The following is a 24,873-nucleotide window of genomic DNA, read 5'->3' on the forward strand; positions in this document are numbered from 1 at the left end:
TATTCTCCTCTGTTACAGCAGGTGTTTCACTTCCAGAAACAGTTCTTTTTCCTGCTCGATTTTCTCTTCACTTCCGATGACACAGATACGGTTCTGGTCCAGCATACACGCTACCACATCGCCCAGCGCCCGGATATCCTCAGGCTGGGCATTCAAAATCTGCATCCGCTCTTTTTTCAGCTCTTCCTCTGTAATGTGGCTGAACCATGCCTCCAGTGATAATATTCCTTTTGAGGACGGTGTCATTGGTGTATCCAGTTCACTGATCGTGCCGATAATATATTTTGTCATCTCTCTCTCGTCTGCTTCAAAACTGCGGATAAACTCCGGGGTATTGCGGAACACTTCCAGCGTTTTGGAAAGGTTGGGGTCCCTGTAGGAAACCAGGTATCCGTCACCGCTTCTCTTGAAATTGCTCATACAGCCATAGGCACCGCCTTTTACACGCACATTCATCCAGAGATACTCATAGCTTAAGATCACCTTTAAAATGCGCAGGCAGCCCGTATATTCAAAGCCGCCCTCCCGGAAATTGCCTGCTGCTGCCACATACTGCACCTGTCCTGATGTTTTAAACCCTTCGTTTTTCACCTTATAGTCCGGCTTTACCTCAGCCTGTCTGACCTGCTCTGTGCAAAGTACGCTTTTTAAACTGCGCACCTCTGACTCCAGGCCTTTATACCCTTCCTGGTCCGCAGTATAACTGACTGTCAGATTCTCGGGACGGAAGATCATCTTCATAAGAAGCTTCAGATTATCAATTACCCTGCCCTTCTCCTCCTCAAAATGACTTTCGATCCTGTCAATGAACTGGTAAAACTCAATCCCTGCAATCTTCTCCTGGAAATATGCATTTCCCGAGAAATAGGATGTAGCCCGCATTACTGCCGTGCTGTGACCTGCGCTTGCCATACTCATCTGAAGTCTGGATTTCATCTTGGCAATGATCTCGTAGAGACGTTTTGTGTCATCCATTTTAGACGTACAGAGGATCTCTTTGATCATAGAAAATACAAACGGCAGTCCGCTGTACAACGTCTTCGCTTTGATGCCCAGCATCTGTCTGGTATTCTGATTGTCTTTAGAGTCTCCGAATACCTGAAGGCCAAATAAGATACCACCGCTGTTGGCGTTGATCTCATTGAACAGATCTGCATAGCTGTATTTCTCCGTATCCACATATCCCAGTACGGATTTTAAGATTCCCATGTAGGGGATCAGTTCCTCCGGTACCTTCTTCACATCAAAGAGCAGCGTCAGATAACCGATCCCATTGGTATACAGATCATGATGCAGAACCAGCGTATCATCTATATATCCGGGTTTATTGTATATCTTAACTGTCTCTGTTCCGATATCAGAGCGTTTCAGCATAGGGATACTCTGAAGAGCTTCCTCTCTCTCCGGTTCATCCTGGTACTCTTTCAGATGTTTTGTGTCTGCTGCTATCTTCTCTACCGCCTCAGCAGGCAGAGATGCCTTATAGGCAGCAAGCTTTTCTTCCAGTTCTTTGTCTCTCTGTGCAGCAAGGCCGCGTTTTGGATTGACTACCACGACGGATGCGTGAGAATTGTTCAGCAGATATTGTTCTATCAGCTTTTCAAAATATCCCTCTTTAGCCTTTTGCTTCAAACTCTCAAAGATGTCCAGTTTTCTCAGGTGGTTAAAGGGCTTGCTGTCATCATACAACCAGCTGTCAAACACATCAATGCCATACATAAGTCCTTTGGGGAAGGATGAAAAGTCTGCTTCTCTGAAACGGAACTCCAGAAAATTGATTCCCGCAGCTATGGCTTTCTTATCGATTCCCTCTTTTGCGATCTTACTGAGTGTATCCTGGATCAGACGCACAAAGGCGTCTTTATTCTCCTGCTTCGCATTCTTAGCTACAATGGAGAAAAATGGCTGAAAAATACCATCGTCATAAGAGCCAAGGATATCCTTTCCCATACCGGCATCCAAAAGTGCCTGTTTCAGCGGTGCTCCCGGCGCGGAAAGCAGGGTGTAATCCAGAATTTCAAAGGCAGTGCACTGCTCCACATCCAGGCTGTCACCCACTACCACATTGTATGAGAGATAGGAATTTTCCTCCAAAGGCTCATTTTCAGAGATGGGATAATCCATGATGATCTCTTTTACCTTGTCAAACGGCTCCTGTCTGGGAATGGCTGAATCAACGGGGATCTCATCATATTTTGACAGATATTCCCTGTCCATCCAATTCATCCGCTCCTCCATATCCATATTTCCATACAGATAAATATAGCTGTTGGCAGGATGATAATAGCGGCTGTGGAAAGAAAGGAATTCAGAGTATTTCAGTTCCGGGATCACAGAAGGATCTCCGCCTGACTCCACCCCATAGGGTGTATCCGGAAACAGGGAATTAAAAATCTCCCGGTCCAGCACTTCCTCAGGTGAGGAGAAAGCCCCCTTCATTTCATTGTAGACAACGCCGTTTAATTTCAGCGGCCCGCTCACGTCCTCCAGTTCATAATGCCATCCCTCCTGGCGGAAGATCTCCTCCCGTTCATAGATGTTAGGGAAAAAGACAGCATCCAGATATACATGCATCAGATTCTTAAAGTCCGCATCATTGCAGCTCGCCACCGGATACATGGTCTTGTCCGGGTAGGTCATGGCATTTAAAAAAGTGTTCAGAGAGCCTTTCACCAATTCCACAAACGGGTCTTTTAATGGGAATTTCTGAGAGCCGCACAAGACACTGTGTTCCAGAATATGGGCCACGCCGGTGCTGTCTGCAGGCGGTGTGCGGAATGCTATATTGAACACCTTATTTTCATCATCATTTTCCAGCACCATGACTCTGGCACCGCTTTTTTTATGTCTCCACAGAAAACCTTTGGAGTGAATATCCGGTATATCCTGGCAGGAAACCAGTTCGTATGCCGGCACGTTTTCTTTCTTCATGGTCAACCTCCTTGATGGTCATATTTACTGCCCGTCTTTTGGCAGTGTATATTCTATTGTTTATATTACCACATTTCATGGAATTATAAAACGGAAAAAGGACAAAGATTCTTCCAATTCAATCAAAACAGAAAAAAGCCGCTGTCTATGCCTCCGCATTCTGACAGCAGCTTCTGTCTTATTTCATAGTTCTTCTGCATCCAGCGCTTCCTGAGGCACTTCTACTTCTACTGTCTCACCGCGCTCTTTTATAGTCACAGCTATCTGGAATTTATCTACCTTCATCGTCTGATCCGTTCCTGACTGGGCAGTAAGATCTGACATCATCTTTTCCATAAGCTGTCTCATATCAATTCTGGTTCGGATTATCTCTTTTTCTTTCTTGTCCACATACAGATCCAAATCCACCTTTTCATCCTCTATACGGAAATCGCCTAAAACATTTTCCTGTCCCGGAACCTGACCGGCCATACTGAACAAACTGTTCAATACCTCTCCGCCTATAGAAGAGTGGATCACATAACATTCTGTGGAAGTTTCATTATCCAGTTCAAGGGTCTCTTCAGTCATGGTCAGGGATTCTTCCTGAATTCCCTGATAAAGCTCCTGTCCGGCAAATACCAAAGCTCCCATATCGCCGCCGGAGACGTCTGTCTCAGATTTCTGCCATTCCTCTCCGTTTTTCGTATAGGTGACATATTTATCGCTGCTCTTTACTGTATAACTCTCAATGGGAACCGGAATCTTCATTGACATGATCTGCATATTCAGCTCTCCATCCATGCGCATCCGTTCCTCCTGGAACTGCAGCTCTGCATCCATATCCATTTGGATGGCAGAATCCTGGACATCTCCCAGCAGATCCTGTGCCTCTTCCAGAGGCATTGCAGCCTTGAAATTCATAGTCATCTGCATTTTTCCTGATTTGAGCTGTTTCTGGTTGGAAAGCACTTCTTTCAGCAGTTCTTCCGCAGACGGTTCCTTTGCCTGCTCCCTGCCTTGTCCACAACCCATCAGGAGTAATAGCGGTATCAGTAAAGTCAGACATAGTCTTCTGATTTTCCCTTTCAAATCCTTCCCCCTTTACAATTTAGAATATCCATATCCATTTACAATGGCATCCAGTCTCTGGCCGTTTCTGCACATTGGGCATTCACTGGCTTTGTGTGTCTGGTAATCCGGTACATCCTTTTTATAAAACACAGCATTGATATCCAGGCCTGCCACTTTATTCACAGCACTGAAGATTGAAGATACACCCTGAATGGTACCACCATAATAGAGAATGCTCTCCATACATTTCCGAAGTGTCTCACCGGTTGTGATCGATCCCATCAGAATGACCACATTTCTGTTTCTGACCATGTGCTGAATGTTGTCCCTGAACATGAGCTGTCCATTGCCGTTGAATTCTGGAGTGACAATGTAAATGGTCTTATGCGCATTCATAGACAGTACACCGGCCTTTGCCAGCTCCTCTGCCAGAAACGCTCCCACAACCTCCAATCCATCCAGACAGATAATGGAATCCACAGGCGTGGATGTCTCATATTTGGTAGAAAGATATCTTGCAATCCTGGAAGCCTCCGCACAGCGTGTCTTCATGGTGGTCATTTCCAAATAATGACTGATATGGGACTGCGGCGTTGCAAAGTGTCCCGGGATCACCTTTAACTGAATCTTCTCATCACCGGATGCGTATACCTTAAACATTCTTTCTTCCATTTCCATAAATCATACCTCCTCTTTTTTATCCCCAATTACTTTTTTATATGCTTATTATACCATACTCCTTTTAAGGAAAAAAGAGAAGATTTATCATATCACACGATCACCAGTATTGTATATCCGGATAATTGGTGATCACTGCATCTGCGCCCGCCTTCTGCATCTTCCGGAAACCTTCTTTTGTATTTACAGTCCATACATGCAGAGGAAGCCCCTCCTCCCTGCACTGTCTCAGAAAATCAGGATGCTGTAAATGTGTATAAATCGGATGGAGCGCATCTACACCCAGACGTTTCCCATAGGCAGGCGCATCCACGATCCCATCCTCAAAAAGCATACCTGTGGGCATCCCGGGCGCCTTCTGCTTTATCTCCATCAGTGTATAATGATTAAAAGAAGAGTACAGCACCTTGTCCTCCATGCCCATACGCGCGGTAAGCTCCAGCACTTTATCCGCCAGACCTTCATAAAATACAATGCTGGTTTTCAGCTCCACGTTCACAAGCATATCTTCTTTTCTCATAAGCTCATACACTTCCTTCAGTGTAGGAATCCTGGCAGCTCCCTGTTCCGGAAAAGTTTTATTAAAATTCAATTTTCTCAGTTCTTTCAGCGTATGGTCCTTCACCCATCCCGAACCATCGCTGACCCGGTTCAGCTTCTCGTCATGGATCACCACGATTTCACCGTCTTTCGTCAGTTGTACATCCAGTTCAATACCATCTGCCTTACGCCGCACAGCTTCGGAAAAAGCCTCCATTGTATTTTCCGGCGCATACCCCGATGCACCTCTGTGAGCCCAGATCTTCATTTTTTTCATAGTCTTCCCCTTATTTCAGAATTAATGTAACTCTCCTGTGCCCTCACCACCGCAGTTAATATTCATCTTCTTCATTCTCATCTGTATGCGAATGTTCCCCGTAAAATTCTCTGCCCACTACGTTTTTCCTCTGCCTGCAGTCCTCCACCATCTCTGAGAGCATAGCGCGGACCTTCTTTGGCTCAGAAATATTTTTCAATGTGATCTCCGGATTGCTGTCCACCTTTGTCTTTACGATCAAATCCCCGGTGCCGAAGATTTTACCGGCCAGAGTCTGAACCATAGTCACATCCACGATCCTATATAAAAGAGTCTCATCCAGGGTTGTTTTCAGAAGTCCGGCTTCTATCATCAGTCTCTCATTCTCTATATAATATTTCGTAAATGACCAAGGAAACCACATAAAATGCTTCCTGTCTTCCCATATTAAATTATCACTCATTTTTATAACCTCCTTATTGTTTATACGCCGTAACTGATCAGGACTCTCACAGCTACGAAGAAAAATCCATATACATTGCCTTTACCAATGGGTTTTGCCCAGTTTCAGAAGCTTTTCTTACAGTCAGCGCAGTAAATGCGCAGATCTGCCGAAAAGTTACTATACGTCTCAGTATAATATGAATAGAAAGGAATAGCAAGTATACAAAAAGCAGGCATCACGATCGTGATGCCTGCCGTTTATTTACCTGGGAAACTGTAAATGTGGAAAGCTGAACTGTTACTAAATTAGTTTTCTGCATCTCCGTACAGAGTAACCAGTTTCTTCAGATATTCATATCTTTCCTTAGCCTGTTTCTCATTCAGAGCGAAAAGCTTAGCAGCTTTTTCAGGATTAGAACGTTTCAGAGAATTGTAACGAACTTCTCCATCCAGGAATGCCTGATAATCTTCTGTTGGCTCTTTGGAATCCAGAGTAAATTTGCTTTCTGCTTCCGGATTGAAGCGGAAGTTATGCCAATATCCGGATTTAACAGCCAGTTCTTCCTCTGTCTGAGCTTTGCTCATACCTTTCTTGATACCGTGATTGATACACGGAGCGTAAGCGATGATCAGGGACGGTCCCGGATATGCCTCAGCCTCAGCAATTGCTTTTACAGTCTGGTTAAAGTCTGCACCCATGGAAATCTGTGCAACATATACATAACCATAGCTCATAGCGATGGAAGCAAGGTCTTTCTTCTTAACTTCTTTACCGCCTGCAGCGAACTGCGCAATAGCACCTGTCGGAGTAGCCTTTGAAGACTGTCCGCCTGTGTTGGAGTAAACCTCTGTATCGAATACCATAATGTTGATATCTTTTCCACTTGCTAATACATGGTCAACACCACCGAATCCGATATCGTAAGCCCATCCGTCACCACCAAATACCCACTGGGATTTTTTAGCCAGGAAGTCTTTTTTCTTAACAATATCTTTGCAGGTATCGCATTCGATTCCTTCCAGAGCTGCAACCAGTTTGTCAGTTGCTGCACCGTTGGTAGCACCGCAATTGTAGGTATCTAACCATTCTTTGCATGCTGCTTTTACTTCTTCAGAAGCTTCAGCGCTTGCCATTACGGATTCCACTTTCTCTTTTAAGCCGCCGCGGATCGCGTTCTGAGCCAGTAACATACCGTAACCGAACTCTGCGTTATCCTCGAACAGAGAGTTATCCCATGCAGGACCCTGTCCTTTTGCGTTTACAGTGTACGGTGTAGACGGTGAGGAGTTACCCCAGATAGAGGAACATCCTGTTGCGTTTGCAATGTACATTCTGTCGCCGAACAACTGAGTGATCAGCTTCGCATATGGTGTCTCACCACAACCTGCACAAGCTCCTGAGAACTCAAGCAGAGGCTGTTTGAACTGAGAGCCTTTAACAGTTGTCTCTTTGAATTTTGCAACAACATCTTCTTTGATCGGAAGAGATACTGCGTAATCAAAGAATTTCTGAGATTCTACATTTGCTTCCATGTTCTCCATAACAAGGGCTTTTGCACCTTTCTTGCCTGGGCAGACATTTGCACAGGAACCACATCCGGTACAGTCAAGAGCGGATACTGTGATAGCAAATTTATATTCTTTCATGCCGGTCATGTCAAGAGCTGCCGGAGCATTTGCTGCCTCAGCCTCTGTCATAGCAACCGGACGGATGGACGCATGCGGACAAACGTATGCACAGCGGTTACACTGGATACAGTTTTCCGGCTGCCATACCGGGATATTTACTGCAATACCACGTTTCTCGTAAGCAGATGTTCCGGATGGAGTTGTACCATCAACATATTCTGTAAATGCAGATACCGGCAGGGAGTTACCTTCCTGAGCTGTAACTTTAGCCTGAACGTTATTTACGAAGTCTACAACTTCTTTTCTTCCGTTCTCAGCATGAGTCAGGTCAAGACCTTCGTCTGCTGCTGTTTTCCAGCTTTCCGGAACCTGTATTTCTACGATCTGTTTTGCACCTTCATCGATAGCTGCCCAGTTCTTAGCAACTACATCATCACCTTTACGTCCGTATGTTGCTTTTGCTGCTGCTTTCATTAAATCGATAGCCTGAGCTTCCGGAATGATATCAGCCAGTTTAAAGAATGCGGACTGCAGGATCGTGTTGATACGAGTCGGGCCCATGCCTGTCTCAATACCGATCTTAACGCCGTCGATCACATAGAATTTGATGTTGTGATCTGCGATGAATGCTTTTACCTGTCCCGGTAAATGTTTTTCCAGACCTTCCATATCCCAAGGACAGTTCAGCAGGAATGTACCTCCGTCTACCAGTTCCTGAACCATGTTGTATTTTCTCACATAGGAAGGATTATGGCATGCAACGAAGTTTGCTTTCTTGATCAGGTATGTGGATTTGATCGGTTTTTTACCAAAACGCAGGTGAGACATTGTAACACCGCCGGATTTCTTTGAATCATAGTCAAAGTAAGCCTGTGCGTACATGTCTGTGTTGTCACCGATGATCTTAATGGAGTTCTTGTTGGCACCTACAGTACCATCAGCGCCCAGACCCCAGAATTTACAGTTGATGGTTCCTTCCGGTGTTGTAACGATAGGAGTACCAACTTCCAGAGACAGATTTGTAACGTCATCCACGATACCAACTGTGAATTTTTTCTTCTCTGTGTTCTCATATACAGCAACGATCTGAGCCGGTGTTGTATCTTTGGAACCTAAGCCGTAACGTCCTGTCAGGATCGGAACTGCATCGAACTTGCTTCCCTTTAATGCAGCCACAACATCTAAGTATAACGGCTCACCCAGAGAACCAGGTTCTTTTGTTCTGTCTAAAACAGTGATCTGTTTTACAGTCTCAGGAATCGCTTCGATCAGTGCGTCAGCGCAGAATGGTCTGTACAGACGAACTTTTACAACGCCTACCTTCTTGCCTGCTGCCATCAGATAATCGATAGTCTCTTCAATTGTATCATTTACAGATCCCATAGAAACGATCACATGCTCAGCGTCTGCTGCACCGTAATAGTTGAACAGTTTGTAATCTGTACCGATCTTAGCGTTTACTTTGTCCATGTATTCCTGAACGATTGCCGGTAAAGCATCGTAGTACGGATTACATGCTTCTCTTGCCTGGAAGAAGATGTCAGGGTTCTGAGCTGAACCTCTCTGGCACGGATGGTTTGGATTCAGTGCGCGAGCGCGGAATTCATCCACAGCGTCCATGTCTACCATCTCTTTTAAATCTTCGTAATCCCATGTCTCGATCTTCTGGATCTCATGAGAAGTACGGAAACCGTCAAAGAAGTTGATAAACGGAACTTTGCCTTTGATAGATGCCATATGAGCAACCGGTGTCAGGTCCATAACTTCCTGTACGGAAGATTCACAGAGCATAGCGCATCCTGTCTGACGACATGCGTATACGTCGGAATGGTCACCGAAGATTGACAGTGCGTGGCTTGCCAGTGCACGGGCAGATACGTTGAATACACCCGGTAACTGCTCACCAGCGATTTTATAAAGATTAGGGATCATTAACAGAAGACCCTGTGATGCGGTATATGTAGTAGTCAGGGCACCTGCTGCCAGGGATCCATGCACAGCACCAGCTGCACCTGCCTCAGACTGCATCTCAGTAACCTGTACTTCTTGTCCGAAAATGTTCTTTCTTCCCTGTGTTGCCCATTCGTCTGTAGCCTCTGCCATTACAGATGACGGGGTAATCGGGTAAATCGCTGCAACATCGGAAAATGCGTAAGACGCATGAGCTGCTGCATGATTACCATCCATGGTTTTCATCTTTCTAGCCATTTGTTATTTTCCTCCTTGAAAATTGTTATAAACAATGTTCCACTTCGCTCCCCGAAGTCTAACAAAATTATATCACGATTCGCGAAGCATGTCCATTTTTTAACGAAAATAAGTCGAATGTTTTTCCAAAAAAACAAACCCTCACTACTCTTCTTCCATTATTTCACGGATTGTCTTTGCGCCAAGCTCTTTCAGCAGGTTTTTCTGTATTCTACACAGCTCTTTATGGACCTTGCAGCCCTCTTCATCCTGGTTCCGTACACAGGGTTTTTCGGGATTCATACACTCGATCATGTAAAATTCTGGCTCGACTGCAAGGTAGATATCCAGCAGTGTAATCTGGCCGATATCCTTTTTCAGAGCATACCCTCCATTGCTTCCCCTGAAGCTTTTTACCAGCTCACTCTTTTCCAGTTTTTTAAGTATTTTATATACAAACGCAGGAGTCAGTTCCTCCTTCTCACATATCTGGTTCACGCAGAGTTTTTCTCCCTGGGCAAGGGCCCGGACAATCCGCACCGCATAGTCGCATTCTCTTGTAATCAGCATTTTTCCTGTGCTCCTTTCCTGTACTCTATGTTATGTGGGATCCTCTCGGCAGATGCCGGGATCACTCACTTCTTTTTTCCTTAATGCTGTCCATTATACCTTTGTATACTTAATTTATCAAGTATTTTAAAAGAAATGCTTGCAAATTCCACATTTTACTGTAAAATAGGAAGAGATTACGCAAAGAAAATTGTAAGTTTTTTATAAAGTGAGGGATTAACATGATCGCAGCAAATAATGTTACTTTACGAATCGGTAAAAAAGCACTGTTTGAAGATGTCAACATTAAGTTTACAGAAGGAAACTGTTATGGTCTGATCGGTGCTAACGGCGCCGGTAAATCTACATTTTTAAAGATACTTTCCGGTCAGCTGGAGACCACCAGCGGTGATATCACTATCACACCCGGACAGCGTCTCTCCTTCCTTCAGCAGGACCATTTCAAATATGATGCTTATTCGGTGTTTGACACCGTTATCATGGGCAATAAACGTCTATATGATATTATGAAAGAAAAAGAAGCCATTTACGCCAAAGAGGATTTTACTGACGAAGACGGAATCCGTGCCAGTGAGCTGGAGGGTGAGTTTGCCGAGATGAACGGCTGGGAAGCAGAATCCGATGCGGCGCAGCTCTTAAACGGTCTGGGCATCGAGACAGAACTGCACTATTCCATCATGGGTGACCTGACAGGAAGCCAGAAAGTGAAAATTCTTCTTGCACAGGCTCTGTTTGGCAATCCTGATATTCTTCTTCTGGATGAGCCTACCAACCACCTGGATCTGGATGCTATTGAATGGCTGGAGGAATTCCTGATCAACTTTGAAAATACCGTTATTGTTGTGTCCCATGACCGTTATTTCTTAAATAAGGTCTGTACACATACCGCAGATATTGACTACGGCAAGATCCAGCTCTATGCCGGAAACTACGACTTCTGGTACGAGTCCAGCCAGCTTCTCATCAAACAGATGAAAGAGGCCAACCGGAAAAAAGAGGAGAAGATCAAAGAATTGCAGGAGTTTATTTCAAGATTCTCTGCCAACGCCTCCAAATCCAAACAGGCCACTTCCAGAAAACGTGCTCTGGAAAAGATCCAGTTGGATGAAATGCGTCCTTCCAGCCGTAAATACCCCTATATTGATTTCCGTCCTAACCGGGACATTGGAAACGAAGTGTTGATGGTAGAGGGTCTGTCCAAGACAATTGACGGCGTAAAAGTATTGGACAACATTTCTTTTACCCTTGGACATGATGACAAGGTTGCCTTTGTAGGCGGCAATGAGCAGGCGAAAACCGTGCTTTTCAGAATCCTTGCAGGTGAACTGGAACCGGATGAGGGTACCTATAAATGGGGAGTTACCACATCTCAGTCCTATTTCCCAAAAGACAATACCGCTGAATTCGACAATGACCTGACGATCGCGGACTGGCTGACACAGTATTCCGAGATCAAGGACGCAACTTATGTGCGTGGCTTCCTGGGACGTATGCTGTTTCCGGGTGAGGACGGCGTAAAAAAAGTGCGCATTCTCTCCGGAGGTGAAAAAGTGAGATGTCTCTTATCAAAAATGATGATTTCCGGTGCCAATGTGCTGATTTTTGATGAGCCTACCAACCATCTGGATATGGAATCCATCACAGCGCTTAACAACGGTATGATAAAATTCCCCGGTGTTATTCTGTTTGCGTCTCATGACCACCAGATTGTACAGACCACAGCCAACCGTATTATGGAAATCCTTCCTAACGGTGTGCTGATCGACAAGATCACCACTTATGATGAATATCTGGCAAGCGATGAAATGGCAAGAAAACGTCAGGTATATACCATGACAGAGGAAGACAATTAAAAAGCGGGAAGAAAAAGGTAACAGTTCAGCCTTCCACTGTCCCGCGAGGTGTTGCCTTGCATTTGCAAGGCAATCCCCAGGCAGCCACGCGTCAGACTGCGATTTTTGCAGTCTGTGTACATGCTTTTGTTGCTATGAAGCCGAAAGGCTGAATAGTAATGAAAAAGGAGCATTTCACTCTGCCCGTCAGAGAGGAATGCTCCTTTGTAACTGTGGGGTACTGCATAGTTACCTGTTAAAATATAAGCCTGTTATGGCAGCAAAACATAATTTCTCACTAAATCTTCCAAGGTATCCCTTTTTCTGATGAGACAGATCTCTCCACTATTTTTCACCAGCACCTCTGCCGGCCTGAGTCTCCCATTATAGTTGGAGCTCATGACATGACCATAGGCCCCTGCATCCCGTACGCCAATGATATCTTTTTCTTTCACTGCCGGAAGCTCTCTGTCCTCTGCCAGAATATCACCGCTCTCGCAAATATTACCTACAACTGTAACTGTCTCCTTTACACCGGATGTCTCTGCATGTTTCCCATATAGCTCAATCTCATGGTAAGAATCATATAACACAGGGCGCATGAGTACATTAAACCCAATATCAGTACCCACATATTTTTTCCCATGGTTGGTCTTCACTGTGTTCACAGTTCCCAAAAGCACAGAGGATTCCGCTGTGACATAGCGTCCCGGCTCTACTCTGAATATGATCTCTCTTCCATATTCTTCTGCAAACCGATACATGATTTCATCCAGGGATTTACCCAAATCCTTTAAATCCAGCCTCTGGACCTTGTCATCTTTGTAATAAGAAATACCAAAACCACCTCCAAAATCCACAAACTCCAGATCAGGAAATTCCTTTGCGCAGTTTAAAAGCGTATCCACACTCTTTAAATACTGCTCTTTATCCAAAAACAGAGACCCTATGTGTTGATTCAAACCAACTAGTGTGAGATTATAGCGAGCAAGAATCGCTTTCACTTCACTGATCATTTCCACATCAATCCCGAATTTTGTCTTTTTGCCCGCTGTGACAACTTTTTGGTGATGGCCTGCGCCATGTCCCGGATTCAGACGAATGGCCACTTTCCCACCTGGGTTCAACCTGCCGTACTGCTCCAATTGAGACAAAGAGTCTACACTGGTGGTCACTCCCGCTTCTATGGCATAGCGCATCTCCTCCTCAGAGACATTATTACAGATATAAAAAATTTCGTCTGCCTCATACCCTGCCATCTTAGCCAGATAAATCTCTCCCGGGGACATCACATCCACTTCAAGGCCTTCCTCCTTCACGATCTGCAAAAGGGCCGGATTAAAATTGGCCTTAATAGAATAGTCAATGACAAAATGAGGATATTCTGCCATACTTTTCAGTTCCCTGCATCGGGAACGCAGAGTTTCTTCATTATATACATAAACCGGACTTCCATACTTTTCTGTTATCTGTTCAGGCTCCATATTCCCAAAGAAGCCCGCTTCTCTCAAATTGTGCTCCATAAACAACTCTCCTTTTGCTACCATTCTCAGTCCTACAAAAAACACAGTTCTATAAAACAGTAACCTCCTTTTTCCACTTTTTCATGCTCGATTCTTGACAAATTATATCCTATTCTTTATAATTTGTAAAATAAATTAATTGCATTGATATGATTCGTTTTTATGATAGGAGTTATTATGAACACAACCTCTCTTGAAACATTTTTAACACTCAGCAAAATCCTTAATTTTACCAAAGCTTCCGAAGCACTTTTTGTAGCCCAGTCCACTGTCACAAACAGAATTGCCGAATTAGAAAAAGAGCTTGGCCAGCCTCTCTTTATCCGCAGTCCAAGAAGCCTGAAGCTTACAGAAGCCGGCATTAGATTCATAGATTACGCCAACCGTATCCTTGCCTTGGAAAAGTCAGCCATCACGACGCTGAACGCACAGGACTGTTCAAGAGAAAATCTGCACCTGGGCACAACCAATACCATTTATGAATGCCACCTGAGAACACCTCTTCTCGGCTATATGCAGGAAAATCGAAATGTAAATACCAAAATCACCATCTCACACTCTATGGAACTGCTCCATGCGCTGCAGGATGATCTGCTGGATTTTGCTTTTACCTATATTCCTCTGAAAAAACAGGGGTTTCACTGTCAGTGCTTTAAAAAAGATGAGCTGGTTCTTGTCTGCCGTTTCAGCGATACCAAATACCAGACAGGAATCACCAGAAAAGAGCTTCCAAAACTGAATTACCTTTTCTGCAATTTTGCCCTGCAGGAGGTAGGTCTCTTTATCAGACAGCTCTTTCCTGACAATTACCAGTTTCCCTTTGAGATCGACAACAGCACAAAACTTCTCGACTTTGTCCTGGCCGGTCTGGGATATAGCTTCCTCCCTCTCAGCCTCGTAAAAAAGGAAATCAATGCCGGCAGACTACGCATGATCCCGCTGCTGGATTTTGATTCGCCTATAATAAATAATTATTTGACCATGAAAGAGGGTATGACTTTTCCATTTGACCTTTAAACAATTTTTTTCTGTTCTTGTGCCAATTGTTCATATCTAGTCTCCAGTATCACAAGTCTTGATTCCAGTTGGTTCACTTTCAGATGATATAGTTCATCGGTTTCAGAAACCCGCAGGGCATCGGTAAATTTGCGGCTTAAATTCACATGATTTTCTGCTATTATTTTAATATTCCGCTGGACTTCATTTTCTATAATAAACTTCGTCTGCTCCAGTTCACTTCTCACAGCCGCAATTTCCTTTTCAAGACAATCCAACCTTGTTTCAAGCTTATTTAGCTGTATTTTTATTTGCTTTATAGATTCTTCTATCTGTTCAAATCTTCTGTCTATTTGTTCAAACTTCTTGTCTATCTGTTCAAACCGCGCCTCCGTTTTCTTCGCATTTTCCTCCAGGTGTTTATTTACCTGTTCAAACTTTTCGTTCATCTGCAGGTAAAATGGCTGCAGCTTATTATCAAACAGCACTTCCAGCATATTCATTTCTTCTGATGTAATCCCCATATACTACTCTCCTTTTCGGTTATTTATTCCATATATCAGGATATCCATGCCCGGCCGATCGCTGTCCTTAGCTGCCAGTTTTATTCCTGAATCAGTAGTGGCCGGAGGCATGCCCCCTCTGTCTGTTATGCTGTATAGCTTACCACACTGCACTGCATATTTCTATTGACATTTTGCATATTCACACTTTTTGTAAACCCTGCAAAAAATTATGGATTTTATATCTCTTGCTTTTGTATCTATCTGCTGAAATTATATGTATTCTCCGTACTTTCTGTTTTCCCACCCGCCAATTTCCGTTACCCTCCTTTCAATCCTTATGCAGTTTTTACTATAACTGCCCTTCGTCCTTCCCTGTAAATCCATACACCTCATAGGCTGTATATTCCTTCTCAAAATGATATCCCAGTTTCTCTGACAAGGCCACAGAAGCGGGATTGTGGGCATCCCAACTGGGATACAGACCCCGCTCCAGACAGTCCAGTATGAGCTGTGCAGCACAGCACAGAGCCAATCCCTTTCTTCTGTAATCCCGGCGGGTATCTACCTCTATTTCAATTCCTCCTCTGTACACAGTATAAGAAGATGCGCCTGCCGCCAAAATATGCCCATCAAAAGCAGCAGTGCCCAGACCACGCTCCCGGTAGTCTTCGTAATCCTTAAACTGTGAACATAAGTCTGCAGACCATGGATTCTCCATCGCCTGCCTGTAAACCTCTTCATCGATCCTGCGCAGGGAAAACCCCTTTGGACAATTTTTTACTATATTTTCAAGCTTATCCTTATCAAACACATCAGGTTCCTTCTTTATGGCATAGCGCTTGATCTTCTTGGAACACCCCTGATAGACTTCCTCTATCACATGTGCCCATTCTTCTGAAGACGGTACCATAATGACAAAATTCGATTCCCTGTCATCCGGTTTATTCCGCACAAGAGATTCTGAAGGCCTGCCTGCAAAAAAGCAGAAATCTCCCACCAGAATCTGTGCTGACCGGGGATTTTCCACAGAATCCGCAAAGGCCCTTCCCATACAGTCCTGAAGACAGGACCAGATCAAGGTTTCCTCCCAGCCTGCAAACAAATCCGCGATTCTATTTTTCTCCATAATCTCCACTGTTTTTTCCATATATACTTATATACCTCTTTTCTACTCACATATGCTCTCTGTTAAGCTGCTGCCCCGTCCTTTTAGCAACGGATGGTAACACCAGTATAACATAACACCTAATTTCCTGTTGACATTTTCTTCTTCCCTGCATATAATAAATAGTTGTCCACTACAACAGTTGTATATTACAACTAATTTAAGGAGGCTCATTTATGAACAATCATTTTGTCAGCATCATACGGCGCTGCGAATTGTCATATGTAAGAGGCGAAATGGAAAAGTACGGGGTAATCCCCCTGGAAGGCAGACTGATCCGTATTCTCAAGGATAAAAGCTGCAGTCAGGACGATCTGGCAGAATATCTGAATCTAGACAAAGGCCGAATTGCCAAAAATCTGGCATCCCTGGAGGAAAAAGGCCTCGTATGCCGCAGGATCAATGAAAAGGACCGCCGTCAGAAATTTGTATCCCTGACAGAAAAAGGGGAGGAGATCTATGAACATATCCGGGATATCTACAAATCCTGGGACGAAATCTGCTACACCGGCTTTTCCCGGGAGGAACAGCTTATACATCAGGACCACATCAAACGAATTGCAGCCAATGCGGTTGCATACAGAAAAAAAGACTAACTATTAAAGAAAGTCAATAAATAGTTTCAAAAACAGAGATGTTTTGAGTATAGTGGCGATGACTTATTCATCGCAATCAGTACCTTGAAAATTGCATGACAAATAGAGCATCGAGTATGATGCTCTGACAAGAAGATATGATGTTGGAAGAATTAGATTGCTTTTTGGTATTGCTGTCCAGTGCGTTCGAGATGATAAATTAGCCGAACTAGTTTCTTGGTCGCGTGAGACATTGCAACATAGTAATGCTTGCCTTCAGCTCGTTTCTTGGCAAGATAAGCCTTGTAGGTTGGATCCCATAGACAAACATATGCGGTTGCATTAAACAGAGCATATCTAAGGTATCTAGAACCACGTTTTTCCATTCTGGCATAACAGTTATCTAACTGGCCGGATTGATAGGTAGAAGGCGACATTCCTGCATAAGCAAGGATCTTATCTGGAGAGTCGAATTGGCTAAAGTCACCTATTTCAGCAATAATCATGGCACCCATTCGATAGCTGATTCCAGGAATGCTAAGGATTGGAGAATTGATTTCATCCATGATGACTTTAATCTCGTTTTCAATCTCTTCGATTTCAGAATCTAGCTCTCTAATGAGCTTAATGGTGTGCTTTAATTCAAGCGATTTAGCTGGCATATTTGAACCGATAGAGGTTCTTGCAGCCTCTCTAAAAGCGATAGAGGTTTCTTTTGTGTAGTGGCCTTTAGATGCGGTTTCAAGAAGATTTGAAAGTCTTGTGAGATGTGCATTAGCTACCTGTTTTGCACCAGGAAATTCGTAGAGTAACTCATAAACAGAATTCTGATGAAGTGTTGGAACAAGCTTTTCTAACTCAGGGAAAAGGATACATACAAGACGGGATATAGATGTTTTAAGCTTCGCGCGTTCTTTAACTTTATCAAAACGATAGCGAGTAAGTGACTTAAGCTCTTCGTTGTGATACGATGTGTCTGAGTAGGACTTTAAGTTCACGTCAGACATTAGCATAGAAGCAATTGTATGGGCATCAACTTTATCCGTTTTCGTCTGTCTAAGGCTTAGACTTTTTCTGTACAGATTAGTATGTAACGGGTTGATAACAAAGGTGGCCAGACCTTTATCAAGCAGATATCCGAGAAGATTGTAACTATAGTGTCCAGTGGCTTCTAGGCCTACTTTTACTTTAGAAGCATCTTCCATAACGGATTCTATTTTCTGATAAAGCTCGTCGAACCCATCGAGATTGTTTTTGATGGTAAAAGCCTTGAAAAGGACTTCGCCATCAGAGTTTGTGATAAAGCAATCATGCTTATCTTTTGCGACATCAATTCCTACGTAAATCATATAGGACCTCCTGATATAAAGTATTGATACTGTCTTAAGATCCACAGGGCTCCTTGCAATCGTAACCTACTTCTTGATAAACCGTCATGCGGTAACTAACTGATTAACAAATAAACAAAGAGACTGTGGTTGGAGCCTTTTTTAAACCATCAAGTGGTAGGAGGTGATAACCAATCCACAGTATCTTAAAATAGCATAGTCAAACCTGTAGAAAAGGTAAAGAAAGACTATGACTTTATATAATAGTAGGAGGAAGTTAAATGGTAAAAAGTCTGACAGAGGGAAAGCCTCTCAAGCTGCTTTTTTTCTTTGCCCTGCCCATGGTCATAGGAAACTTTTTTCAGCAGCTCTATAATATGGTAGATTCCATGGTGGTGGGAAAATTTGTGGGTGAGGATGCCCTCGCCGCTGTAGGTTCCTCTTTTCCCGTTGTTTTTCTGGCCGTAGCCATCGCTGCCGGTCTTTCCATGGGATGTACCGTTGTCATTTCCCAGCTCTTTGGAGCCGGGCAGATCCGAGAGATGAAGACCACTATCTCCACTGCACTGATAGCATTAGGGGTGATCGGACTGGCTATCATGGCAGCCGGTGAACTGGCAGCCGGCCCGCTTCTGAAGATTCTTGGAACAGACCCCGATATCATGGCGGATTCCCTCATCTATCTGAGGATCTATTTTGGAGGAGCGGTCTTCCTGTTTCTTTACAACACTTTAAACGGTATCTACAATGCCCTGGGAGACAGTAATACACCTCTTAAATTTCTAATGGTATCAGCTCTGACAAACATCGGGCTTGACCTGCTCTTTGTTATCCGTTTCCATATGGGCGTGGCAGGTGTTGCCTGGGCAACGCTGATCGCGCAGGGTCTGTGCGCAGTGGCCTCCTTCTTTGTCCTGATCAGGAGAATGAAGGCTATGGAAAATGAGCCTGCTGCCGCTGATAAAAAATTCGCCTTTTTTGAAGCCAACGCAGCCCGCAGGATCGCCCGTGTGGGTGTTCCCTCCATGCTGCAGCAGTCCATAGTCTCTCTGAGTATGATGTTCATGCAGGGACTGGTCAACTCTTACGGCAAGGTTTTCGTTGCCGGCTATACGGCAGCCACAAAAATTGATACGCTGGCCATGATGCCCAACATGAACTTTTCAAATGCCATGTCAAGCTACACGGCACAGAATATCGGAGCCGGAAAAGAGAAACGTGTAGTCCAAGGCTATAAAGCCTGTCTGCTCATGGTACTTATTTTTTCCTTAATCATCACCGGTATCATTTATCTTTTCGGTCCACAGCTCCTCAGTCTGTTCCTGAACAGCGGTTCTGAGGGAAGCGCTATGGGATACGGGCTGAAATATATGAAGACCGTCTCTGTGTTCTATGTATTAATGGGGCTTATGTTTGTGGGCAACGGCCTTCTGAGAGGTGCCGGGGATATGGGCGCTTTTATGTTAAGCTCCATGTCCAACCTATTCTCCAGAGTTGCCATCGCATACCTTCTGGCTCATTTCATCGGTTCCAGCGCGATTTGGTGGTCCATTCCCATCGGATGGGGAATCGGTGCCCTATTCTCCTTTATCCGTGTACAGAGCGGAAAATGGAAACTGAAAAAGCTGGTAAACTAACCATGCAGCATATAAATATCCGGTTCATGCAGAAAAATTTTCTCTTCATGAACCGGATATTTATCTTATATCTCTTATTTGCTCTGCCATTTTAATAGAGGCGGCCTTCGCTGCCCCCAGCATTCCCGACGCATCGCCAAGCTGGGCCGTAACAATGGTACAGGCCTTTCTGGAAATCTCCAGCGCATGGGTATCCACGATCTTTCTCGCCTTCGACAAAAGGCGTTCCCCTGCCGCAGACATACCGCCTCCAATGATCACACATTCAGGATTATATAAATTTATCACATTTACAAGTCCAAATCCCAGGATTTCCCCTGTCTCCTCCATAGCCTCTCTTGCAAGCAGATCCCCCGCATCAAAAGCTCTGGATACCATTTCGGCTGTGATCTCATCCGGATTCCCGACCCAGTCTGTAAGTATTGTCTCCTCTTTTGCCTCTATCTTTTCTTTTACCGTCCTTAAAAGTCCCAGAGCAGACACATAACGCCCCAGACAGCCGGAGCTTTTACAGCGGCAGGGCCTTCCCTCCCGATACATATTCATATGGCCGATTTCACCCATACTGCCGGTTGCACCGTACAGGATGTGTCCGTCTATCATAACTCCTGCACCTAAACCTGTTCCCAGAGTCAGAAGCACAACATTCTTTTTTCCCTTACCCGCGCCGAAATAACACTCTCCGTACAAATTTACCCGGACATCATTGTCAATAAATACCGGAATGCCCAGCCGCTCTTTAAACCATCCGGCAATGGGAACATTTTCCCACTTGGGAAAATTAGGCGAAAACAGGGAGATGCCGTTTTCTATATCCAAAAGTCCCGGCACTCCCATTCCCATGCACTCCACTTCCTCTGTCACTGCCCCTGCCTTTGACAAAAGCTCCCTGATATTATTCTCCATCCGTTCCAGAACCCCATCAGAGCCCAGTTGGACCATGGTCGGTGTCCTCTGTTCAGCCACAGCCAAAAAATCCTTTGCAAACAGAGATGTCTTGATATTCGTTCCTCCCAGATCCATTCCGATCCTATATTTTTTCATTATCTGTCCTTTCCGGCAGTCTCCCCGTATTAACCATGGATTCTGCCTGACTGCTGAAAGTTTCCCCAAAAGGGACTTTCTTACAGTCAGCGCCGTAAAAGCGCAAACCTGCTGATAGTTATGATTATACATAATATTCCGACTGAAAACAATACTGCAGCAGCGGGCAAACCGGCTTCTGACATAGCAAAAAAACCGCTGCCAAAACTATCCCGGCAGCGGCAGATATGCTTTTATAAATCATCCACCAGTGCACTGCTCTTTGCGTAAGCCGTGCTTCTGGCTTCAAAAAAGTCCGTTTTGATCAGGTTTGCATTGCTGTACTGACCCACCCAGCGCATGCTCTCCGGCTCAGTCTCACAGCCCTCGTAAATGTTTTCAAATCCCAGACCGGCGCAGCGCAGATTACCCAGATATTTAATATAATCCCTGACCATTTCCCCGTTAAGCCCGGCAATATCCTCACCGATCACATAAGCCGCCCAGGTCATTTCCTGTTCGCAGCCCTCCTTAATCATCTCCCGGTAGACATTTACTTTGTCTGCGATAAACATTTGGGGTTCTTCCTTTTTCAGTTCCATGAGAATATTCCTGAACAGCCACAGATGTGTATTTTCATCCCGGTTGATATACCGGATGACCTGTGCTGTGCCCGGCATCTTATGGTTCCTGCCAAGATTATAGAAAAACATAAATCCGCTGTAAAAATAAATACCCTCCAAAATATAATTCGCAACGATGGTCTTCATAAAGGTGAACATATCTTTTTTTTGCTGGAAATCATTATAGAGACTTCCGATAAAGGTATTTCTTTTCAGCAGATGCTCGTCATCCCTCCACTGGTACAGAACCTCTGTGCGTTTCTGCGGCTCACAGATGGTATCCAGCATATAGCTGTAGCTCTGGCTGTGCACTGCCTCCTGAAAAGCCTGGATGGAGAGGCACAGATTGATCTCGTTTGCTGTAATATACTCACTGACTGCCGGCAGATTGGCAGTCTGGATACTGTCAAGAAAGACAAGGAAAGAAAGGATCTTATCATATGCCCGTCTCTCTTTCTTTGGCAGACCGGTATAGTCTCTCACATCCACATTCAAATTGATCTCTTCCGGAATCCAAAAATTGTTCATAGCCTGGCGGTACCAGTCACTGACCCAGGTATATTTCATATTATTGAAGTCATTTAAATTTGTTGTATTGCCGCCTACCATTCTGCGGTTCTGTACTTCCCTGTCTCCCTGGGGATTAAACAGTGGTTTTTTCTTCATTTCCATCAGCTTGCGCACACCTCACATTCCTCTACTTCCAGACTTCTGGAACGGATATAATATATCGTCTTAACCCCTTCTTCCCAGGCCAGCAGATAAAGATTCAGAACCTGCCGGAAGGTATAGTCATTGGTTATATACAGGTTCATACTCTGGGCCTGGTCAATATGGCGCTGCCGGATCCCGCAGGCACGGACCGACCATTCCTGGCCGATATGATGCGCGTTTTTGTAATACCAGTACGTATCGGGATTCAGTTCCGGTGCCACACGGGGCACAAGGCCATTCTTTTTCTCCTCCAAAAAGTACCGGTTCATCACTGGATCTACGCCCGCCGTGGTTCCCGCGATCATACTGGTACTACTTGTGGGCGCAACCGCCAGAAGATAGCCATTGCGCATTCCCCCGGTTTTCACCTGATCTCTGAGCAGACGCCAGCGATCTGAGACATATGCCCGTTTTTCAAAATATGCACCGCTCTCCCAGTCGCTCCCCCGGAAATACGCATAGCATCCCTTTTCCTGTGCATTTTCACTGCTCGCCTTCACAGCGGCATAATTGATATCTTCAAATATCCGGTCTACCAATTTCAAATGTTCCTCAGACTCCCAGAGAACGCCTTTTTTAGCCAGCATATGGTGATATCCGCTGACCCCCAATCCCACAGGGCGGTATTTCATGTTGTTGATCTTCGCATAGGGAACCGGGAAGAAATTCAAGTCAATGACATTGTCAAGTGCCCTCACAGCACTTCTTGTAATCTCCTCTATCTCCTGTCTGTTATCCACATCAATCCTTCCCAGGGAAAGACTTGCCAGATTACACACTACAAATTCCCCGGGACGTGTTACCGTCACAACCACTGTCTCCCCATCCACGGTCTCGGTTCTCTGCTCCACCTGTTCAATGGGACTCATATTCTGGGCGATCTCTGTGCAGAGGTTGCTGCAGTAGATCATTCCCCTGTGGCTGTTTGGATTTGCCTTATTCACCGTATCTCTGTTGAAAGTAAACGGTGTTCCTGTCTCAGCAGCACTTCGGATCACCAATCGGATCAGTTCCTTTATGGGGATCACCCTTTTTTTGATCCTGCTGTCAGCCACGCATTCCATGTACTTTCTCTCCCATTCCGGGCCAAAAGAGTCTTCCAGCGCATATCCTTTCACTGTAAGGATTTCATGGGGACACATGAGATACCAGTCCCCCTCAATGTTCTCCTTTGCTGTCCTCCAGAACAGATCCGGATAGCAGACTGCAGGAAATACGTCGTGTGCTTTCATCCGGTCATCCCCGTTATTTGTGCGCAGATTCAAAAACTCCGGGAGATCCCTGTGCCAGGCGTCCAGGTACACTGCCACTGCTCCCTGTCTGACACCTAACTGGTCCACCGCCACTGCCGTGTCATTTGCCAGTTTGATCCAGCGTATCACACCGCCTGCCGCCCCCTCAAAACCACGGATGTCACTGCCTGCTGCTCGCACCTTTCCAAAATACAGTCCCATTCCCCCGCCGAATTTGCTGACCTTTGCGAAATTGTCAATGCTGCGGTAAATTCCGTCCAGGCTGTCCGGTACCGTGTCTATGAAACAGGAGGATAACTGATGATATGGTTTTCTGGCATTTGACAGCGTAGGAGTAGCCATAGTCACTTTTAAGGTACTGAGTATGTCATAGAAACGCTGAACCCACATATCTCTGTCCTTTTTTTCCGGCATAGCCAGATGCATGGCAATGCCCAGAAACATCTCCTGTACACTTTCCAGGGGAACATTCTGGCGGCTTTTGATCACATATCGGTTTAAAAGAAGTTCCAGTCCAGAGTAATTGAACAGATGATTTCTGTCCTCCTGCATATAGGTCTCGTACCTGAGGATCTCCTCCTTTGAATAATTTTCCAGAATATAGCCGCCGTAAAGCCCCATCTCTGTAAGGCAATGGATCTTTTCATAAAAATCGTGTATCTGGAATTTTTTCAGTTCCTGCTCTAAGCGGCGGGTAAACTGCAGGTGCAGAATTCGGCCCGCAGCAAATTCCCAGAGAGGCGCCTCCTGAGTAGTAAGCTCTACTGCCGCCTTTTTCAGCAGGTCCAGACGTTCCTCCACTTGTATTCCATCTCTGTAAAATGTGAGAAATTTTGCATGGAGATGTTCCAGGTGGTAGACATGGTCCGTATATTCTCTCTGTATCTCCTTGAGAACTGTGTCCAGTTCTTCTGCCTCCCGGAAATACTCCATGATCTTTCTTCTGGCTTCCCGCCTCCTGCTCCTCTCGTTCCTATATAATATGAAGCTTTTCAGTACCTCATAGTGATTAAGCTCCGTCAGGGAACGCTCTACAATGTCCTGGATCTGTTCTACCTGAAGCTGACAGGATTCCTGGGGACAGTCCTTTTTAATCTTATATTCTGCCAGTTCTGCTACCTTTTCAATTTCTTCCTCTTTATATACCTGTCCGACACTTTTAAATGCCAGTAGGACCGCGTTCTTTATTTTCTGTATGTCATAAGGCTCTGTCTGCCCATTTCTTTTTATGATGATCATGTTTTTCTTCTGCCTCCTCTTCCCTATTCTGTCCATTGTATTTTAATCTCATCCTGTAAGGACATAGGAATCATTGATATTGTAACACAGAGAAGATATATACTCAACTATTTTAGTCTAGTTTAATTTTAAAAAAGAGATAAGAACTTTTCTGACCCACAGATCCGTTCT

The 24,873-nt window shown here is 44.7% G+C and carries 18 protein-coding genes; 4 read left to right on the forward strand and 14 right to left on the reverse strand.

Annotated features, from left to right (window positions below; translation table 11 throughout):
- Positions 1–12 precede the first annotated feature (12 nt).
- From BLCOC_RS19600 to BLCOC_RS19630, 7 genes are all read right to left on the reverse strand, one after another.
- Complete coding sequence (locus BLCOC_RS19600) at positions 13–2,931, reverse strand: insulinase family protein (protein WP_115623131.1); 2,919 nt, start codon at positions 2,929–2,931, stop codon at positions 13–15.
- 183 nt (positions 2,932–3,114) lie between these two features.
- On the reverse strand, positions 3,115–4,002 hold the full coding sequence (locus BLCOC_RS19605; protein WP_115623132.1) for a DUF6612 family protein: 888 nt from the start codon (positions 4,000–4,002) through the stop codon (positions 3,115–3,117).
- Between the two features lie 12 nt (positions 4,003–4,014).
- Positions 4,015–4,656, reverse strand: coding sequence for a phosphoribosyltransferase (locus BLCOC_RS19610; protein WP_029468368.1), 642 nt, complete (start codon positions 4,654–4,656; stop codon positions 4,015–4,017).
- A gap of 106 nt (positions 4,657–4,762) precedes the next feature.
- The gene (locus tag BLCOC_RS19615) at positions 4,763–5,479 is read right to left on the reverse strand and encodes a glycerophosphodiester phosphodiesterase (RefSeq protein WP_029468367.1); all 717 of its coding nucleotides are present in this window, start codon (positions 5,477–5,479) and stop codon (positions 4,763–4,765) included.
- A gap of 55 nt (positions 5,480–5,534) precedes the next feature.
- A complete protein-coding gene (locus BLCOC_RS19620; RefSeq protein ID WP_018598326.1) occupies positions 5,535–5,921 on the reverse strand; it encodes a PH domain-containing protein in 387 nt (128 codons plus the stop codon).
- 287 nt (positions 5,922–6,208) lie between these two features.
- The gene (gene nifJ / locus BLCOC_RS19625) at positions 6,209–9,739 is read right to left on the reverse strand and encodes a pyruvate:ferredoxin (flavodoxin) oxidoreductase (protein ID WP_115623133.1); all 3,531 of its coding nucleotides are present in this window, start codon (positions 9,737–9,739) and stop codon (positions 6,209–6,211) included.
- A gap of 144 nt (positions 9,740–9,883) precedes the next feature.
- Positions 9,884–10,288, reverse strand: a complete 405-nt coding sequence (locus tag BLCOC_RS19630; protein ID WP_018598328.1) for an RrF2 family transcriptional regulator — start codon at positions 10,286–10,288, stop codon at positions 9,884–9,886.
- Positions 10,289–10,509: 221 nt separating this feature from the next.
- On the opposite strand from BLCOC_RS19630, the gene BLCOC_RS19635 reads away from it, so the two are divergent.
- Positions 10,510–12,141, forward strand: a complete 1,632-nt coding sequence (locus BLCOC_RS19635; RefSeq protein ID WP_018598329.1) for an ABC-F family ATP-binding cassette domain-containing protein — start codon at positions 10,510–10,512, stop codon at positions 12,139–12,141.
- Between the two features lie 251 nt (positions 12,142–12,392).
- Here BLCOC_RS19635 and lysA read toward each other — a convergent pair whose 3' ends face one another.
- On the reverse strand, positions 12,393–13,643 hold the full coding sequence (lysA, locus tag BLCOC_RS19640; RefSeq protein WP_115625448.1) for a diaminopimelate decarboxylase: 1,251 nt from the start codon (positions 13,641–13,643) through the stop codon (positions 12,393–12,395).
- Positions 13,644–13,820: 177 nt separating this feature from the next.
- Here lysA and BLCOC_RS19645 point away from each other — a divergent pair, with 177 nt between their 5' ends.
- The gene (locus BLCOC_RS19645; RefSeq protein ID WP_029468363.1) at positions 13,821–14,660 is read left to right on the forward strand and encodes a LysR family transcriptional regulator; all 840 of its coding nucleotides are present in this window, start codon (positions 13,821–13,823) and stop codon (positions 14,658–14,660) included.
- On the opposite strand, the gene BLCOC_RS19650 is transcribed toward BLCOC_RS19645, so the two are convergent.
- Positions 14,657–15,163, reverse strand: a complete 507-nt coding sequence (locus tag BLCOC_RS19650) for a coiled-coil domain-containing protein (RefSeq protein ID WP_029468362.1) — start codon at positions 15,161–15,163, stop codon at positions 14,657–14,659. The two genes, BLCOC_RS19645 and BLCOC_RS19650, sit on opposite strands and share 4 nt — an antisense overlap.
- 331 nt (positions 15,164–15,494) lie before the next feature.
- Positions 15,495–16,292, reverse strand: coding sequence for a GNAT family N-acetyltransferase (locus tag BLCOC_RS19655; RefSeq protein ID WP_115623134.1), 798 nt, complete (start codon positions 16,290–16,292; stop codon positions 15,495–15,497).
- A gap of 194 nt (positions 16,293–16,486) precedes the next feature.
- Between BLCOC_RS19655 and BLCOC_RS19660 the strand changes: the two genes are divergently transcribed.
- Entirely contained in the window at positions 16,487–16,906 is a 420-nt protein-coding gene (locus BLCOC_RS19660; RefSeq protein WP_115623135.1) for a MarR family winged helix-turn-helix transcriptional regulator, read from the forward strand.
- Positions 16,907–17,058: 152 nt separating this feature from the next.
- Here the strand turns inward: BLCOC_RS19660 and BLCOC_RS19665 are convergent, their stop codons facing one another.
- Entirely contained in the window at positions 17,059–18,234 is a 1,176-nt protein-coding gene (locus BLCOC_RS19665; RefSeq protein WP_115622538.1) for an IS110 family RNA-guided transposase, read from the reverse strand.
- A gap of 260 nt (positions 18,235–18,494) precedes the next feature.
- Here BLCOC_RS19665 and BLCOC_RS19670 point away from each other — a divergent pair, with 260 nt between their 5' ends.
- Positions 18,495–19,850, forward strand: coding sequence for an MATE family efflux transporter (locus tag BLCOC_RS19670; RefSeq protein ID WP_018598336.1), 1,356 nt, complete (start codon positions 18,495–18,497; stop codon positions 19,848–19,850).
- Between the two features lie 60 nt (positions 19,851–19,910).
- On the opposite strand, the gene BLCOC_RS19675 is transcribed toward BLCOC_RS19670, so the two are convergent.
- From BLCOC_RS19675 to BLCOC_RS19685, 3 genes are all read right to left on the reverse strand, one after another.
- Positions 19,911–20,894: an ROK family protein gene (locus BLCOC_RS19675; protein ID WP_115623136.1), complete on the reverse strand. Its 984-nt coding sequence runs from the start codon at positions 20,892–20,894 to the stop codon at positions 19,911–19,913.
- A 233-nt stretch (positions 20,895–21,127) separates the two neighbouring features.
- Positions 21,128–22,171, reverse strand: coding sequence for a ribonucleotide-diphosphate reductase subunit beta (locus BLCOC_RS19680; RefSeq protein WP_115625449.1), 1,044 nt, complete (start codon positions 22,169–22,171; stop codon positions 21,128–21,130).
- Complete coding sequence (locus tag BLCOC_RS19685; protein ID WP_018598339.1) at positions 22,168–24,702, reverse strand: ribonucleoside-diphosphate reductase subunit alpha; 2,535 nt, start codon at positions 24,700–24,702, stop codon at positions 22,168–22,170. Before BLCOC_RS19685 ends, BLCOC_RS19680 begins: the two co-directional genes overlap by 4 nt.
- Between the last annotated feature and the right edge of the window lie 171 nt (positions 24,703–24,873).

It is taken from the genome of Blautia coccoides (genome assembly GCF_034355335.1).
In the GTDB taxonomy this organism is placed as follows: Bacteria; Bacillota; Clostridia; order Lachnospirales; family Lachnospiraceae; genus Blautia; species Blautia producta.

Excerpts from the sequence above, each read along its gene's own strand:
- BLCOC_RS19600 (WP_115623131.1), bottom strand. The coding sequence starts at position 2,931 with ATGAAGAAAGAAAACGTGCCGGCATACGAACTGGTTTCCTGCCAGGAT.
- BLCOC_RS19610 (WP_029468368.1), bottom strand. The coding sequence starts at position 4,656 with ATGGAAGAAAGAATGTTTAAGGTATACGCATCCGGTGATGAGAAGATT.
- BLCOC_RS19615 (WP_029468367.1), bottom strand. The coding sequence starts at position 5,479 with ATGAAAAAAATGAAGATCTGGGCTCACAGAGGTGCATCGGGGTATGCG.
- BLCOC_RS19620 (WP_018598326.1), bottom strand. The coding sequence starts at position 5,921 with ATGAGTGATAATTTAATATGGGAAGACAGGAAGCATTTTATGTGGTTT.
- nifJ (WP_115623133.1), bottom strand. The coding sequence starts at position 9,739 with ATGGCTAGAAAGATGAAAACCATGGATGGTAATCATGCAGCAGCTCAT.
- BLCOC_RS19630 (WP_018598328.1), bottom strand. The coding sequence starts at position 10,288 with ATGCTGATTACAAGAGAATGCGACTATGCGGTGCGGATTGTCCGGGCC.
- BLCOC_RS19635 (WP_018598329.1), top strand. The coding sequence starts at position 10,510 with ATGATCGCAGCAAATAATGTTACTTTACGAATCGGTAAAAAAGCACTG.
- lysA (WP_115625448.1), bottom strand. The coding sequence starts at position 13,643 with ATGGAGCACAATTTGAGAGAAGCGGGCTTCTTTGGGAATATGGAGCCT.
- BLCOC_RS19645 (WP_029468363.1), top strand. The coding sequence starts at position 13,821 with ATGAACACAACCTCTCTTGAAACATTTTTAACACTCAGCAAAATCCTT.
- BLCOC_RS19650 (WP_029468362.1), bottom strand. The coding sequence starts at position 15,163 with ATGGGGATTACATCAGAAGAAATGAATATGCTGGAAGTGCTGTTTGAT.
- BLCOC_RS19655 (WP_115623134.1), bottom strand. The coding sequence starts at position 16,292 with ATGGAAAAAACAGTGGAGATTATGGAGAAAAATAGAATCGCGGATTTG.
- BLCOC_RS19660 (WP_115623135.1), top strand. The coding sequence starts at position 16,487 with ATGAACAATCATTTTGTCAGCATCATACGGCGCTGCGAATTGTCATAT.
- BLCOC_RS19665 (WP_115622538.1), bottom strand. The coding sequence starts at position 18,234 with ATGATTTACGTAGGAATTGATGTCGCAAAAGATAAGCATGATTGCTTT.
- BLCOC_RS19670 (WP_018598336.1), top strand. The coding sequence starts at position 18,495 with ATGGTAAAAAGTCTGACAGAGGGAAAGCCTCTCAAGCTGCTTTTTTTC.
- BLCOC_RS19675 (WP_115623136.1), bottom strand. The coding sequence starts at position 20,894 with ATGAAAAAATATAGGATCGGAATGGATCTGGGAGGAACGAATATCAAG.
- BLCOC_RS19685 (WP_018598339.1), bottom strand. The coding sequence starts at position 24,702 with ATGATCATCATAAAAAGAAATGGGCAGACAGAGCCTTATGACATACAG.